We start from the raw sequence: 15,885 nt of genomic DNA, 5'->3' as shown, positions 1-15,885 counted from the left end.
CTTGATAAGTAATAAAAGAGATTTAAGACTTAATCTCCGTCATTGTCTACATAATCCACCGTGATTTTTAACGCTTGCATCATGTCTAGTTTGATATAAACCACATTTTGCTGTAATGCATCATAAGCAGTAAGCATTTTACTGTTACTTGTTGTGATTTGTGAAGACAAATTAGCACTTAAATCATTAATTTTAGTAAATGCAGATGCAAATTGGTCGTTGATGGTTGTGCTTAGATTTTGACCATTACGAACCGTATTTAAAAAATCTAAATAAGCTTTTAAACTTGGTCCAGTAGTACTATTGGCAAAGTTTTTACCATTAAAAAAATCTTGAGCTGCTTGTACTGCTGTATTTAATAACACTTTAGAAACATCTTTTTTATAATAAGCTTCTACTTTTTCAGGATATAGAGTTCCCCCAGAAAATACACCTGCAGGAATCCCTAATTTTCCAGCACGAACATCTTTTTCAAAATTCTTAATATAATTATTTACTGTTATACTTACAGAGCTGCTTACAGAGGTACCGTTATTGGCAATATAACTAGCTTTGTAGCTTCCGTTCCAATCGGCTAAAACAGTGTCGTTATTTGATTTAAGGGCTGCCACTAGGTCAGTTAAGTACTTTTTATATTTAGCTGCATTTGTACCTGTATATAAAGCTACAATTTCAGAATCTGTATTTCCTATACCATTCAATACATAGTCTACAGCTGGTAATCCTTGTTTACTCACTTGAGAAACTAAACTAAGGTCGTATGAACCAGAAGTGATATTGGCATTGATTCCCGTTGCATCAGTAGGGTAGGTATTGTTTCTTTCTTTAAAATAAATTTCTTCTGCTTTTCCAAAGCTGTATTGGGATACGTACTGGAAGGCTTTGTATGCTTCTAACCATGAAGTCCTTACTGTTTGTAAATTTGCCTCTGTAGGGTTAGTAGTAAAAGTATTGGTGCTACTTACTAAAGTTTGTAATTTAGCTTGATAGTCGGTATAACTTGGGATGATAATGTTATTTGCCCAATGTGTTAAAAGTGCTGTTCTATCATAACCATCATTACTGTTACCTCCTTCGTCATTAGAAGAACAAGCTGCAATTAGGGCAATAATTCCGAATAAAGAAAAAATTTTTTTCATGAAATGTTGTATTGTTATTGTTTAAAAGCTATTGTTTTTTTAATGATTTGTGGTAAAAATCAATAGAATATGTTGTCCCGTTCTATAGCTCTCAAAAATTTTTGCAAAAATACAAAAAAAGCAAGAGCAGTTACTTACTCTTGCTTTGATTTTATTGTATTAGTTTACAGTGGCAGCTTGTGCAACAGTAAAACCAAATTTAGCAGCTATTTGAGTTGATAAATTATCTAGTATTTTTGGTTGATTAGCAGCTGCTGGGTTTAAATAATCAACATCCCAAAAACCATTTGTTCCAGCTGTCAATGTACTTAAGATAGTGTCTACTTCAGTTCTGGTGAAATAAGGAGCATTGGTACCAGGCTTATTAGTATAACGAAGACACATGATAAATCCGTAAGCTTCTGAAAGGGCATGGAAAGCGGCTGCACCATTAGCTGTAACCAATTTCCCTTTTCCTTCTTGTAAATAGAATACAGCACGTACAGCAGGTACTAAAGCCAGTTTAGTTTTGATAATGTCAATTTGTGCATTTCTAGTATTGTAATCGTTAGCTACAATTGCAGCTCTTCCTTTGATGAAAGCATTTTTAATATCAGCAGTTACAGTGTTGAAATCAGCATCAGCATTTACTTGGTTGATATAACTGTCCCAGTATTTTCCACCGCCTGCACCATAGATATAACCATAGGCTTCGTCCCAAAGGTGTTCCATTGTAGTGTAGTTTTTACCTGTTTCTACTACTTTGTTTGTGTTGTTTTCAGTATTTGAAGCTTCGTCTAATTTATTTAGACTTAAATAGTTGTTTACTGTTTGGTCTAATAAACAAGCACCCATCATTCCTTTTAATAATACTTGTTGTGGCTCTAAACCATTTGGAGCAAATAATCTAGTTGAAGAACCGTCAACATAGCTTCCCGCTACACCTGCAGAAGCGGAAACTTGTGGAAGAGCACCTGCAATAGAAGCATTAGTTAATTGAGTTTCAAAAAATGCTTGAACGGCAACTTTTTCAGTAGTGCTTCCACCTCCTAAAAATAAAGAAAAGTAATCTTTAGAAGCTGCGGTTTTATCTTTTAACTGTTTTCCTGAAGTATTTAATTCAGTAGTTGAAAATGCATTATTAGTGTTGGAGTACATATTAACTAAAACTGTTTTATCAACAGCTGTTTTGTTTTTAGCAGCAGTGCTAATGTAAGAACCCATTTCACCAAGCATTAATAATCTGCTAGTTTGACCAGAGAAATCAACAGTTGTTGCACTATTTCTTTCAAAAGTATAATCAGTTGGAACATTGTAGCTTACAGCAGAATCATCGTTGTCATCTGAACATGAAGTAAATGCTAAAGTAGTAATTGCTAAAGCAGAAAAAAGAAAATTTGATCGAGTCATTTTTTATTTATTTAGAATGAATAAGAATAATTTTCTGCAAAGATAAAATCAGATTTAAGAAAAACAAATTTTTATTTAGATTATTTATAAATAAGTTTTAACAAGGTAATTTTGTGTTTAGATTGGTTTGGAATAGGTTGTTGATTAACAGTTTTTTATGTGGAATTTTGTTGAAGTTGTGAGCGAGCTAATTGTTTTGTGTTATTTGTTTTTAATAGTGTAATGATGATGTGTAGATGCGACAAAGCTAATTTATACTATTCAAATTAATAGTAAAAATTAGCTAGTTGAAGTTGGTGTTAATAGTAATAATCAATATGGAAATACTTTAAATTTGAAGGTAATACTAAAGTTTAGACAAGTCTAGCTTCCATATTTTTTTGCATGAAGTATCTTTTAAACCATACAATGGCTAATTCAGCTGCTTCTTGGAGTTTTCCCGGTTCTTTAAAAAGTTGGGTAGCTTTAGGGATAATTTTCATTTCTTTTACGGACCTTAGTTCGTCAAATGCCATTTTGTTCATACCTATAATTGGAACATCAATGCCTCCAACAATTAATAGAGTTGGTGATAATACTTGATTTAAGGTGTTGATGACCATATCGGGTCTTCCGCCTCTAGAGACGACGGCTTTTATGGTTTTTCCAAAATAGGCGGCTGCTCTCATTGCTGCTGCAGAGCCTGTGCTGGAACCAAAGTAACCTATAGGTAAGTCCTTGGTGTGCTTGTTTTGCATCAACCACTCCGTAGTTTCTATTAATCGTCCTACTAACAAATCAATATTGTATTTGTTTTCATAAATTTCATCCTCTTCTTCAGTAAGTAGATCAAAAACTAATGTTCCAATGTTTTTGTTTTGGATTAACTCTGCCAAGGTCTTTATCCTGGTGTTAGAAATATTGGAACCACTACCATTTGAAAAAATGACCATTCCTGTAGCGTTGTCAGGAATCACCATGGTTCCTTTGAGAGTCACGGATTTTAATGGAATTTCCATTTCATAATTTTTCATAACGATCTTTGTTAAATTACAAATAATTTAGACTGTAGGTTCGAATAAAAGATTGAGGGGAAAATTCTAATTCTATTTAATCAACTTAGTATTGAAATATGCTATTATTTAAACGTGAAATTGGATTTTTTTAGGTGTTTTAAATTTTCCAATGCTCACAGATGGTATTTTAACAAATGGAAATATGTGAATTATTGAATTGTTAAGAATTAGTAAAAAACACCATTATAAAGGTAATTAAAATCCATTAATTCTTAGTGTTTTTTTAATTTAAATTTTTAATAAAATACTGGTAATTAGTTTATTATATTTGTTTTGTTGGGGTTGTTATTATTTAATGATTTAATTTGAAAGTGAAATACCATAATAAATTCATCCCGTTGGAGATATCGGGAAAAAAAATCACTAATACTGATGAAAATCAACTTCAAAACTAATTACACCTACGTAATAAATTCACGATAATTTAATTATTTTTATTAGTTCTAATTTTATAATTAAATCAATTGAATGTAATCGATATTGAAGTAGGCATAACTTTAGCGCTAATGCAACTAAAAGTTAAGATTTTTAAATTTTTATAGTTGAAGTAATCAAGCAATTAAAAGAGAATATTTGTGGGTTTTCTGGGATATGTCAATTATTTAAAGTAATTTTGTTTAATATTTAATAGATTATGTTAAACAATATAAAAACGGCGTTCAGTATTAAAGACCTCGAAAACCTTTCGGGGATCAAAGCACATACCATTAGGATTTGGGAAAAAAGATATAACGTTTTTCAGCCATTGCGAACGGACACCAATATTAGAGTGTATGATATAAAAAGTTTGCAAAAGCTATTAAATATTAATTTCTTACATGAATATGGGTATAAAATCTCTAAGATAGCATCTTATTCTGATGATGAAATTAGAACGATGGTAACAGGTATCGTTTCAGAAAAGAATGCCCAGAACCATGCCATTAATATTTTCAAAATGGCGATGATGAATTTTGATCATCAATTGTTTGCACAGACTTATAATTGGCTCACTGAGGAAAAGACATTTAGACAAATATTTCTAGAAGTTTTTATTCCCTTAATGGAAGAAATAGGTAGTTTGTGGCAAACGAACACTATAACTCCTGCTCATGAACATTTTATATGTCATTTGATTAGGCAAAAAGTGATTTTGAATATTCATGAGGTACAGTTGAGAGACCGTTTCAATCTTAGTAAAACCTTTGTTTTGTCTTTACCTTTGAATGAAATTCATGATTTAGGTTTGTTGTATTTGAATTACGAAATAGCCAATCATGGCTATCCAGTAGTTTATTTAGGCGAAAGTATGCCAGTAGATAACTTACAAGAACTCAAGAAGCATTTTAATGATATAGTCTTTGTAGGTTATCTAACGGTACAGCCATCAATAGATGAGTTAGAAGATTATGTGATCAATCTATCGGATCAATTGATAGATGATAATACAGAAATTTGGTTGTTAGGGAGGATGACTAAGAAGTTACAATTAGAGAATTTACCTGAGCAAGTAATCGTTTTTAATACAATATTAGACTTAATTCAAAAGTTGTAATTGTGTTTATTTATTTTTAACAATATTGAACGAATGAAAAAAAACATCACCATAATTGGCTCAGGTTTTTCCGCTTTGTCAGCATCTTGTTATTTGGCTAAAGCAGGACATCAAGTTACTGTTTTTGAAAAAAACAATAGTATTGGAGGAAGAGCACGTCAATTTAAAGCAGAAGGTTTTACTTTTGATATGGGCCCAAGTTGGTATTGGATGCCCGATGTGTTTGAACGATTTTTTGCTGACTTTGACAAAAAAACAACTGATTATTATGATTTAGTAAAACTTTCTCCAGCATATAATGTTTATTATGGTAAAGATGATTGTATCGCCATAGCTGATAATTTGGAAAAAATTACTCATACTTTTGAATCTATAGAAAAGGGAAGTGGAAAAAAGCTTAGAGAATTTATAGGGAAGGCTAAAAGTAATTATGATATTGCGATTAAAGATTTAGTTTATCAGCCAGGAGTTTCCCCTTTAGAATTGGTTACTTTAGAAACGACGAAGAAATTAGGACAATTTTTCAGTACGATAAAAAGAGACGTTCGAAAGGAATTTAAAAATCAAAAATTGGTGCAAATTTTGGAATTTCCTGTTTTATTTCTAGGTGCTAAACCCGCTGATACGCCTTCTTTTTATAACTTTATGAATTATGCCGATTTTGGTTTAGGGACATGGCATCCAAAAACGGGAATGTATGATGTGGTCAAAGCGATGGAGCAACTGGCACTAGAGTTAGGTGTCGTTTTTAAAACAAATTCCAATATTGAGCAAATCATTGTTGAAAATGGTCTAGCCAAAGGAATTATTAGCAATGGAGAAAGAATCCATTCTGACATGGTTTTGAGTGGTGCGGACTACCATCATACAGAAACACTCTTGGATCAGAAATACAGAGTGTATTCAGAGCAATATTGGAAAAGTCGAGTTTTTGCGCCTTCGTCTTTGTTGTTTTATATTGGGTTTAATAAAAAACTTAAAAATGTAGCGCATCATGATCTGTTTTTTGATGTGGATTTTGAAGCTCATGCACATGATATTTATGATGAACCAAAATGGCCAGATGAACCTTTGTTTTATGCCAATTTCCCGTCGATAACAGATGCCACAGCAGCACCAGAAGGGATGGAATCTGCTTTTTTTCTGATTCCACTAGCGCCGGGAATTGAAGATTCTGAGGAGTTAAGGGCAATTTATTTTGATAAAATAATGAACCGTTTTGAGACTATTACAAATCAAAAAGTAAGAGAACATATTGTGTATAAAAAGTCATTTTGTAAGAATGATTTTGTGTCGGAATACAATTCGTATAAAGGAAATGCTTACGGAATGGCCAATACTTTGATGCAAACGGCTTTTTTACGCCCTAAATTAAAAAGCAAAAAAGTGAAGAATCTCTTTTTTACAGGACAATTAACAGTTCCAGGACCGGGAGTACCACCTGCATTAATTTCAGGAAAGCTGGTCTCAGAATTAATTATAAAACAATTTTTAGCAACATAACTTATGAAAAAAATATTTGACGACATATCCTTTAAGTGCAGCAAGTTAGTTACTAAAAATTACAGCACTTCATTTTCATTAGCAGTATATATGCTTTCTCCAAGTATACGTGACGCCATATACAGTATTTATGGTTTTGTTCGTTTTGCTGATGAGATTGTAGATTCATTTCATGGCTATGACAAAGAAGGGCTCATCAACGATTTTGAAAAAGAATATTATAAAGCTTGCGAAGCAGGAATAAGTTTGAATCCTATTTTAAATTCGTTTCAGCAGACTGTCAAGCAATACAATATTGCAGATGATCTGGTTCAAGCTTTTTTAAAAAGTATGAAACTGGATTTGGTCAAACTCAATTATGATAATAAAGAAGACTATAATGAGTATATTTATGGCTCGGCTGATGTGGTGGGGCTGATGTGTTTGAAAGTTTTTGTAAAGGGAGATCAGGAAAAATATGAAGCTCTGAAAATGGAAGCTATGCGGTTGGGTTCAGCCTTTCAAAAAGTAAATTTCTTGCGAGATTTAAAAGATGACAATTTGATACTGAATCGAAATTATTTTCCCGGTGTAGATTTGAATTCATTTGATGAAAATGCCAAAAAAGCGATTATCGAAGAAATCGAAGAAGATTTTAGAGTTGCTTATCAAGGAATTGTAAAATTGCCGATGGAAGCTAAATTTGGAGTCTATACAGCTTATGTCTATTACAAGAAGTTGTTGCATAAATTAGAAAACACACCTTCAAATGAAATAGGAAATACGAGAATACGTGTCTCCAATTATTCCAAAATAGGTTTGCTTGCACAATCATTTGTTTCGTATAAACTGAGATTAGTTTAAATTATAAATTAAAAAATACTAGAGATAATGATTTCATTTTTAATTTTTTTGGTTACTTTTTTATTGATGGAATGTGTGACTTGGTTGACACATAAATATGTGATGCACGGTTTTATGTGGTATTTTCATGAGGACCATCACCAGCCTAAGTATGCCCATATTTTTGAACGAAATGATATCTTTTTCGTCATTTTTGCCATCCCTAGTATTGTCCTTTTTTATTTTGGTGTAGCCGGTGGTTTGAATTATTTATTCTTCATTGGACTCGGAATTACATTTTATGGTTTTTGTTATTTTATGATACATGATGTTTTGATTCATCAACGCTTTAAATGGTTTAAGAACACTAAGAATCCTTATTTGATAGGACTCCGAAAAGCACATAAAGTACATCATAAACATTTAGGTAAAGAAGATGGAGAATGTTTTGGAATGTTATTTGTCCCTTTCAAATATTGGAAAATGTAGTTGAAAAGTTAAGGGTTGTTAGTTAAAAGTTAGGAGTTAGATAGGTGATCAATTCCAGTTTTTAAATCAAGAATCCGAAATCCTTAATTGTAAATTCCAAATCCTTAACACTTAATCTCAAATCCCGAATGTCACTTTATCTAATTCTAAATATAGCTTCTTTTATCATTCCGTTTTTATACAGTTTTGAGAAAAGAATGCATTTTAGCAGTCGATGGAAAACTTTTTTCCCTGCGCTCTTGTTTACAGCTGTTTTTTTTATCATTTGGGATGTTTTTTTTACCAAAATTGGTGTTTGGCATTTTAATCCCCGTTACCATACTGGTATTGAAATAGCAGGACTTCCCATAGAGGAATGGTTGTTTTTTATTTGTATTCCCTACGCTAGTTTGTTTATTCATTTTGCTTTCCAATATTTTTTTCCAAAAACAATGATTAGTAAAAAAAGCATTTGGATGATTTATTGGATAATAGTGGCGGTTGTTTTACCCGTTTTAATTTGGAATTGGGGCAAATGGTACACTACGGTTAATTATAGTTTACTGTTGCTGTTATTAACTTATACAATTGTTAAAGCGCCAAAAATCTTGCAAACTTTCTTTATCACGTTTTTGATTATTTTGGTGCCATTTGCGATAGTAAACGGAATTCTAACAGGGAGCTTTATAGATGAGCCAGTAGTGTATTATAATGATATGGAGAATTTAGGTATTCGATTAGGTACTATTCCAGTGGAAGATGTGGGCTATGCTTTTTCAATGTTATTGATGACTTTAGTTATTATGAGAGAATTGGAATATAAAACACAGAAAAATGAAGGTATATAAAAAAGAATCCGTTCAATTCATAAATGCCAGTTTAGAAGAATGCTGGGCATTTTTTTCGAGTCCAAAGAATCTTCAAAAAATAACTCCACAAAGTATGGGGTTTCAAATCACAGATTATGATGGTAAAAATATGTATGCCGGTCAGATAATACAATACAAAGTTTCGCCACTATTGGGGATTAAATTGCCTTGGGTAACGGAAATTACCATTGTCAAAAACAAAAGTTATTTTATTGACGAACAACGTTTTGGCCCTTATGCTATGTGGCATCATAAACATTTTTTTGAAGCGACGGAGCAAGGTGTAAAGATGACTGATGTGGTTCATTATGCATTGCCATTAGGTTTTTTGGGTCGCATTATGAATAGTTTGGTTGTCAAAAATAAACTGAAGGAAATATTTGCTTATAGAGAAAAAGCAGTCCATCAAATTTTTAATAAATAATCATGAGTAAACTGAAGGCTTCTTTTTTTTGGTTCCGAAGAGATTTGAGATTGGAGGACAATGTAGGTTTGTTTCATGCCTTACAATCTAGCTTTCCTGTGATTCCTTTGTTTATTTTTGATGATGCCATATTAGAGAGTTTGCCTAAAGATGACGCTAGAGTAGGATTTATTTATGATTCATTATCCAAAATTAATAAAGAATTACTAGGTATAGAAAGCGCACTTTTGATTAGAAAAGGAAAAACGCTTGACGTATGGAAGTCTTTGATTAAGGAATTTGATATTCAAAAAGTATTTTGTAACAAAGACTATGAACCCTATGCTATTGAGCGTGATTTGTCTATTGCAATAGTTTTAAAAGAACAGAAAATAGCTTTTCAATCATTTAAGGATCAAGTGATTTTTGAGGAAAATGAAATTACAAAAGCAGACGGTTTGCCCTATACTGTTTATACGCCTTATAAAAATAAGTGGCTAGAAAAACTGCACGCTAGTACAGAATTGACACCTTATAAAACTAAGGATTATTATTCCAATTTTTATCGGATCACTTTTTCTTTTCCTAGTCTAGAAGCTTTAGGTTTTATAATAAGTAAAATTAAGGTAAAGCCATACAACTTAACGCATATAAAAAATTACCACGAAACGCGAGATTTTCCAGCTTTGGATTCAACCTCTTATTTATCACCTCATTTACGCTTTGGTACGATAAGTATTCGTAAATTAGTTACTTGGGCTTCTAGTACCAATCCCGTATTCTTAAGTGAGTTAATTTGGAGAGAATTTTTTATGCAAATTTTGTTTCATTTTCCAAAAGTGGTGACACAAAATTTTAAAAGTGCTTATGACGGTATTCAATGGCGCAATAACGAGGCCGATTTTGAAAAATGGTGTTCAGGAAATACAGGCTATCCCATGGTGGATGCAGGTATGCGAGAATTAAATGCAACGGGTTATATGCACAATCGGGTGCGTATGGTCGTGGCTAGTTTTTTATGCAAACATTTATTGATTTCATGGCAATGGGGCGAAGCCTATTTTGCTCAAAAATTATTAGATTATGATTTGTCTGCCAATGTAGGGAATTGGCAATGGGCTGCTGGAACAGGTTGTGATGCAGCACCTTATTTTAGGGTTTTTAACCCCGAAATTCAATTGAAAAAGTTTGACGAAAAAGGGATATACATTCGCAAATGGATTCCCGAATTTGATTTAGGATATGTAGCTCCCATGGTAGACCATGCCTTTGCAAGAGACCGCGCTATAGCGACTTACAAAGCTGGGATTATTAAATAGAAGTATTATGAAAAAGAAGGTTTTAATAACAGGAGGAACAGGTTTTGTAGGTAAAAACCTAACGCATTTATTAGTGCAAAAAGGTTTTCAAGTAAGCATATTGAGCCGTTCTAAAAGAAAAGATGAACCTTCTGTTTCCTATCATCTATGGGATGTTAAGAACCAATTAATAGATGAAGAAGCAGTACTTAATGCCAATTATATAATTCATTTAGCAGGTACTAATATTGCAGGAAAGCGATGGACTTCAAAAAGAAAAAAGGAAATTGTTGATAGTAGAGTCCAGCCAGTCCAACTTATTGAATCTGTTTTAAAGAAACACAGAAAGCAAATAGAAGTATTTGTTTCAGCTTCTGGTATTGGGATTTATGGTGCTAAAAGCGGAAGTAGAATTTGTCTTGAAACTAAAAAAGCGGCAACAGATTTCTTAGGTACTACCTGCGTGAAATGGGAAGCTGCGGCAGATTCTTTAGAACCTTTCACAAACCGAGTTGTAAAAGTTCGTACAGGGCTAGTTTTAGGTGAAAATGGAGGTTTTTTGGGTAAATTATTGCCTGTTTTTAAATGGCGCCTAGGTTCAGCAATAGGTTCAGGAAGACAATACATGCCTTGGATTCATATTGATGACTTGTGTGCGATATATTTTCTAGCCCTCACAAATGATAATATGAATGGTGCCTATAATGCCGCTATAAATGACAATACAAACAATAGTGTTTTTTCAAAAACTTTGGCAAAGGTATTAGGTTATAGTATTTGGTTGCCAAATATTCCGTCTTTTTTGATTCAAGTCGTTATGGGGGAAATGGCTGCGATTATTTTAAAAGGAAGAAGGGTTTCTTCAGAAAAAATAGAAAGTCTCGGATTTCAATTTCGATTCAAAAAATTAGAACAAGCACTTATTGAATGTTTGTAGTTTTTATTGCAATGTATAATCAATAGTTATAATTACTGATTCTGCCACTTTCTTGCTAACTACCTTTGGAATAATAATATCAAAGTCGGAAGGTTTTACCTTTAGTTCACAATGCAAAACAATATCTTCAGCTGCTTTTTGAAGAATAACTTTCGATTTTATATCTTTTGTTTTTCCATGAAGTTGTAAGGTACCTTCAAGGTCAAATGTCTTCGGAGTTGTACTTAGTGCTTTTTCGTCAAAGTTATTAATCACTCCTTTAAAAGTAGCTTTTGGAAAACGATTGCTTTCGATGTAGTTTTCATTAAAATGCTCTTCCATTAGCGCTACTTTGAAGCGAAATCCTTTTACCAGTGCTAAACTGGCAATTTCTCCTGTTTTAGTATTTAAAACACAACTCACTGTCTTATTTGTAGCTTTGACCTCTTCAAAAGCAGGAACAGAAGCTTCAAAAGTAATGCTTCCCGTTTTCGTAATTTTTCTATTTTGAGAAAAAACCGTTAAAACGAAAAATAATAAACTGATGTTTAAAATAATTCTTCTCATAATTGTTATTCTTTATAGCCATCATTTTTCCAGCTAATAATTTTATCGATCGTTGTTTGTGGTAGTCGAGTTCCGTTAAAAGGCATCAAGCCACTTTCACCTTGCGCTTTTGAGATTCTTTCGATCAGTTGGTTGTTAATTACTGCATTTTTAACGTTGGTATAGGTGTTTAATGAAACTGATGCACCATTAGTAGTTGGAGTTCCGTGACATGAGGTACAATTAGCAGACATAATTGATTGTATGGTATTCGTATAAGTTATTGTTGTAGTAGGTGGAGTAGTAGGTGGGGTACTAATGTCTGATTCAGAATCACTTGAACAATTTGAAGATAGAACTGTTGCTGTAATAACAAAAAGGACTTTAAATAATTTCATTTTTTGGTTTTTTAATAGATTAGTTCATTAAATTTAGTAATAAATATTAAAAGTTTAGATATTTTGTAATAAATTTATGTTTTAATTCAAATATTATGAAGAAATACATCATTATTATAGGGATTTTAATTCTAACAATGGTAGGTGGTTATTTTTATATTTATAAAGTCCATCGAAATATAGAAAATGAAAAAGAGGTATATAATGGTCAGGTTGAAAATATATTTATGGCCTATCAAGAAAATGAAATCGATGCTAATCTAAAGTATCTGGATAAAACAATTGTGGTAACTGGTTTTATTAGTTCGTTTGATGAAGTGACTAAGACAGTTGTTATAGAGCATCAATTGCATGCTGTTTTTATAGACAGTTTACCTGATGGATTGAAGATAGGGGAACCAATAGAAATAAAAGGTAGGTTGATTGGTTTTGATTCCTTACTTGAAGAATTAAAAATGGATCAAAGTGTAGTAATTAAATAAAGTTGTATGATGAAGAATTTTTGGCTCGTTTTATTGATTCCCTTTAGTATGTTTTCACAAAATAGTTTATTAGATGAATTAGGACCTATCAAAGAAGATAATAAATCAATTGCTGCTTTTAAATCGCTTAAAATTGTCAATTTTGAATCTACAAAATTGGTCGGTAAAGGCGATTTGTTTTTTGTAGTTGCACATCGATTTGATTACATTAAAAATGGTTTTGAGGATTTCTTCGGAATAGACGATGCCGTTACCCAAATTAAATTTGCCTACGGACTTACAGAAGGTGTAACTGTTCATGTTGCCAGAAGTGGATTTCAAAAAGCCTATGATTTAGGATTAAAGTACAGACTAATAAGTCAAGAGAATAATGGTTTTCCGCTGACGATTGTTGGGTTTAATAGTATTACTATTAATACTGAAATGAGAAAAGAGTTCTATCCCTTAATCGAATTTAAACATCGTTTAACTTATGTGAGTCAATTGCTGATTTCTAGAAAAGTAAATGAGAAATTATCCGTAGAATTGGCTCCAACTTTTTATCATGAAAATGTAGTTAGAGATATTTTGGATACTAATAACAATGTGATTATACCTAATCCACAAGATAATAGTCAAATCGCTTTAGGAATAGGTGGGAGGTATAAATTAGCAAAACGCTGGTCAGTTAATATGGATTATGGAGCACATTTGAATCGTGCTTCGCAGTCTAATTATAAAAATCCACTTTCTGTAGGTGTAGATTTAGAAACAGGTGGACATGTATTCCAAATGCATTTTACAAATGCCAGAGCAATGCACGAGTCAGGTTTTTTAGGTCAAACTACAGGAGATTGGACAAAGGGAGAAATTTCTTTTGGATTTAATTTGGTGCGTGTATTTTAGTAGGTAGAGGCGTTTACAATTGCACTAGCTTCAATAGGGAGTACTCTAAATAGGGTTTTTACTGAAACATTTACAGTTTTGGAAATTTTTTCTCGGATTAAAAAAGGAATTTCGATATTAAAATCGTCTGTTTGAAGTGAAAATTGAGATTTGAGTTCAATTCCTTTAGTGGTTTTGTTGAGTGTTGCAGTAACCGAAATGGGTTTAGATTTTCCATGTATCACTATTACACCTTTAATATTAAAAGTTTTTGGAGTCTTGTTGATTACTTTCAAATCAAACTTATCAATCATCCCTTTGAAAGTGGCAAGTGGATAGCGTTTTGTTTCTAGGTAGTGCTCATTAAAGTGTTCTTCCATCAAACTTCTTTCAAACCGAAATTTTTTCATTTTGATATCAAAACTGATGTGACCTCTTTTGGTGTTTAAAGTTACTTCAACAGCGTCATTTCTAGCTGCTACAGGTTCAAAAAAAGGAACTGATGCTTCAAATAGGACCACAGCATCATTTACCTTCCATATTTTTTGGGAATAAGAAGTAATGCTGAGTAAAAAGAAGAGAAAAAGTATTGTTTTTTTCATGATTGAAAAACTTTTAGGTCCTTCTTAAAGTTACGAATTTATTTATGAATTTAAAATATGAAAGGACTAAAAAACATGAATTTTAGTCCTTTTTTAACATTAAAAAATCATTCTGATAATTAGGTATAAATTCTTTTAGTTGAGAAGTTTGTTCCCGTCTTTATCAGCTCTAGCTAAGATATTTTCGGGAAGCGATTTTTTAGCTTTGGCTCCCATCTTTTTTAGTTTTTCAACACTAGTGATGAGGTTTCCTTTACCTTCAAATAATTTGTTCATGGCGCCACTGTATTCCACCTTACTTTCATCTATCTTTTTTCCTATTTTGATTAAATCCGCAAGGAAGCCTTCAAATTTATCGTATAGGGCGCCCGCCTGACGTGCAATTTCAAAAGCATTTTCCTGTTGTTTCTGATTGGTCCACATACTGTCAATAGTGCGTAAGGTAGCGAGTAAGGTAGCAGGAGTTACAATAACAATGTTCTTCTCAAAAGCTTTATTGTATAAAGTTGTGTCTTCATTCAGTGCCATGGCAAATGCTGGTTCAATAGGAATAAATAATAAGACAAAGTCGGGACTTTCTATTTGGTACAAATCCTGGTAGTTTTTATTTCCTAACTGTTCAACGTGTCGCTTGATGGAATTAACATGTTCTTTTAAATGACTTGACTTTGTATCATCATCATCATCGTTGATGTATTTTTCGTAAGCGGTTAAGGAAACTTTAGAATCTACAATCATCTTCTTACCATCAGGTAAGTTTATGACAACGTCAGGAAAGACACGATTGCCTTCTTCAGTGGTGAAACTCTGTTGTACTTCATACTCGCGTCCTTTTTCCAATCCAGATTTTTCTAAGACACGTTCTAATACTAATTCCCCCCAGTTTCCTTGCATTTTGCTGTCACCTTTCAACGCTTTGGTCAAATTCAAGGTTTCTTTACTCATTTGTAAATTCATTTCGCGCAAACCAAGAATTTGTTGGCGTAAAGCTGCATGATAGTCGATACTTTCCTTATGAGTATCTTCCACTTTCTTTTCAAACAACTGAATCTTATCTTGTAAAGGGGATAAGATATTTTTTAGGTTCTCTTTATTTTGTTCAGTGAATTTATTAGACTTCTCGTCTAGGATTTTATTGGCAAGGTTTTCAAATTCCTTAGTGAATTTTTCCTGAAGTTGTTCCACTTCTTCTTTTTGCTCTTTGTTACGCTCCCAAAGGTTCTCAAAGTCGGCTTCTTTTTTAGAGAGCTGGACCATCAAGCTCTCTTTCTCATGGCGTAGTTGTTCCTTTTCCGATTGACTCAACAAGAATTGTTTTTCAAAACCAGCACGCTCTTGTACAAGTTGTTCTTTAGTTTGTTCTAGTTGCGAATGTACTCCTAAAAGTCGTTCTTCAAGACCACTTTTTTCTGCCTTAAATCCTGCTGAAGAAAGCATTTTTCCAATCACAAAACCAATCGCTAAGGCAATAATAAAAATCAATAAAAAAGATATAATTGTAGGCATATAATGTGTGTTTTTTATAAAAAGTAAAAGTACATATATTTAAGTTCAAAAAGCAATTTCAAAAATCAAAAGTAGTTTGTTGTATCGACTG

17 protein-coding genes are annotated in these 15,885 nt (G+C 32.5%); 10 read left to right on the top strand and 7 right to left on the bottom strand.

Annotation, left to right across the window (positions count from 1 at the left end; all coding sequences use genetic code 11):
* Window positions 1-29 precede the first annotated feature (29 nt).
* The 3 genes from ACNH59_RS13995 to ACNH59_RS13985 form a co-directional block, all read right to left on the bottom strand.
* The gene (locus ACNH59_RS13995) at window positions 30-1,139 is read right to left on the bottom strand and encodes an imelysin family protein (protein ID WP_418263143.1); all 1,110 of its coding nucleotides are present in this window, start codon (window positions 1,137-1,139) and stop codon (window positions 30-32) included.
* A 159-nt stretch (window positions 1,140-1,298) separates the two neighbouring features.
* Window positions 1,299-2,528, bottom strand: a complete 1,230-nt coding sequence (locus tag ACNH59_RS13990; protein ID WP_418263142.1) for a DUF4856 domain-containing protein — start codon at window positions 2,526-2,528, stop codon at window positions 1,299-1,301.
* Between the two features lie 353 nt (window positions 2,529-2,881).
* Window positions 2,882-3,541 (bottom strand): dienelactone hydrolase family protein, encoded by a 660-nt coding sequence (locus tag ACNH59_RS13985; RefSeq protein ID WP_418263141.1) that lies wholly within the window; start codon window positions 3,539-3,541, stop codon window positions 2,882-2,884.
* 676 nt (window positions 3,542-4,217) lie between these two features.
* On the opposite strand from ACNH59_RS13985, the gene ACNH59_RS13980 reads away from it, so the two are divergent.
* From ACNH59_RS13980 to ACNH59_RS13945, 8 genes are all read left to right on the top strand, one after another.
* A complete protein-coding gene (locus ACNH59_RS13980) occupies window positions 4,218-5,117 on the top strand; it encodes a MerR family transcriptional regulator (protein ID WP_418263140.1) in 900 nt (299 codons plus the stop codon).
* 33 nt (window positions 5,118-5,150) lie between these two features.
* A complete protein-coding gene (locus ACNH59_RS13975; RefSeq protein WP_418263139.1) occupies window positions 5,151-6,620 on the top strand; it encodes a phytoene desaturase family protein in 1,470 nt (489 codons plus the stop codon).
* A gap of 3 nt (window positions 6,621-6,623) precedes the next feature.
* The gene (locus tag ACNH59_RS13970) at window positions 6,624-7,463 is read left to right on the top strand and encodes a phytoene/squalene synthase family protein (protein WP_418263138.1); all 840 of its coding nucleotides are present in this window, start codon (window positions 6,624-6,626) and stop codon (window positions 7,461-7,463) included.
* 27 nt (window positions 7,464-7,490) lie between these two features.
* Window positions 7,491-7,931, top strand: a complete 441-nt coding sequence (locus ACNH59_RS13965) for a carotene hydroxylase (RefSeq protein ID WP_418263137.1) — start codon at window positions 7,491-7,493, stop codon at window positions 7,929-7,931.
* Between the two features lie 128 nt (window positions 7,932-8,059).
* Window positions 8,060-8,758 carry a lycopene cyclase domain-containing protein gene (locus tag ACNH59_RS13960; RefSeq protein ID WP_418263136.1) on the top strand — a complete coding sequence of 233 codons (699 nt, stop codon included), beginning with the start codon at window positions 8,060-8,062 and terminating at the stop codon, window positions 8,756-8,758.
* Window positions 8,745-9,203: an SRPBCC family protein gene (locus tag ACNH59_RS13955; protein WP_418263135.1), complete on the top strand. Its 459-nt coding sequence runs from the start codon at window positions 8,745-8,747 to the stop codon at window positions 9,201-9,203. Before ACNH59_RS13960 ends, ACNH59_RS13955 begins: the two co-directional genes overlap by 14 nt.
* Before the next feature lie 2 nt (window positions 9,204-9,205).
* Window positions 9,206-10,501 (top strand): cryptochrome/photolyase family protein, encoded by a 1,296-nt coding sequence (locus ACNH59_RS13950; protein WP_418263134.1) that lies wholly within the window; start codon window positions 9,206-9,208, stop codon window positions 10,499-10,501.
* Window positions 10,502-10,508: 7 nt separating this feature from the next.
* Window positions 10,509-11,417: a TIGR01777 family oxidoreductase gene (locus tag ACNH59_RS13945; RefSeq protein WP_418263133.1), complete on the top strand. Its 909-nt coding sequence runs from the start codon at window positions 10,509-10,511 to the stop codon at window positions 11,415-11,417.
* A 3-nt stretch (window positions 11,418-11,420) separates the two neighbouring features.
* Here ACNH59_RS13945 and ACNH59_RS13940 read toward each other — a convergent pair whose 3' ends face one another.
* Both ACNH59_RS13940 and ACNH59_RS13935 read right to left on the bottom strand, forming a co-directional pair.
* The gene (locus tag ACNH59_RS13940) at window positions 11,421-11,963 is read right to left on the bottom strand and encodes a YceI family protein (protein WP_418263132.1); all 543 of its coding nucleotides are present in this window, start codon (window positions 11,961-11,963) and stop codon (window positions 11,421-11,423) included.
* Between the two features lie 5 nt (window positions 11,964-11,968).
* The gene (locus ACNH59_RS13935; RefSeq protein ID WP_418263131.1) at window positions 11,969-12,340 is read right to left on the bottom strand and encodes a c-type cytochrome; all 372 of its coding nucleotides are present in this window, start codon (window positions 12,338-12,340) and stop codon (window positions 11,969-11,971) included.
* 95 nt (window positions 12,341-12,435) lie between these two features.
* Here ACNH59_RS13935 and ACNH59_RS13930 point away from each other — a divergent pair, with 95 nt between their 5' ends.
* Entirely contained in the window at window positions 12,436-12,822 is a 387-nt protein-coding gene (locus ACNH59_RS13930) for an OB-fold protein (protein ID WP_418263130.1), read from the top strand.
* A gap of 6 nt (window positions 12,823-12,828) precedes the next feature.
* Entirely contained in the window at window positions 12,829-13,707 is an 879-nt protein-coding gene (locus ACNH59_RS13925) for a DUF5777 family beta-barrel protein (RefSeq protein ID WP_418263129.1), read from the top strand.
* Here the strand turns inward: ACNH59_RS13925 and ACNH59_RS13920 are convergent.
* Both ACNH59_RS13920 and rmuC read right to left on the bottom strand, forming a co-directional pair.
* The gene (locus tag ACNH59_RS13920; RefSeq protein ID WP_418263128.1) at window positions 13,704-14,288 is read right to left on the bottom strand and encodes a YceI family protein; all 585 of its coding nucleotides are present in this window, start codon (window positions 14,286-14,288) and stop codon (window positions 13,704-13,706) included. The genes ACNH59_RS13925 and ACNH59_RS13920 overlap by 4 nt on opposite strands.
* Window positions 14,289-14,423: 135 nt before the next feature.
* Window positions 14,424-15,794 (bottom strand): DNA recombination protein RmuC, encoded by a 1,371-nt coding sequence (gene rmuC, locus ACNH59_RS13915; protein ID WP_418263127.1) that lies wholly within the window; start codon window positions 15,792-15,794, stop codon window positions 14,424-14,426.
* Window positions 15,795-15,885: the final 91 nt, after the last annotated feature.

Origin of the sequence: Flavobacterium faecale (genome assembly GCF_048320115.1) — a bacterium.
Lineage (GTDB): Bacteria > Bacteroidota > Bacteroidia > Flavobacteriales > Flavobacteriaceae > Flavobacterium > Flavobacterium faecale_A.
The sequence above is the reverse complement of the archived record's forward strand: the minus strand, read 5'-3'. Positions and strand labels throughout refer to the sequence as shown.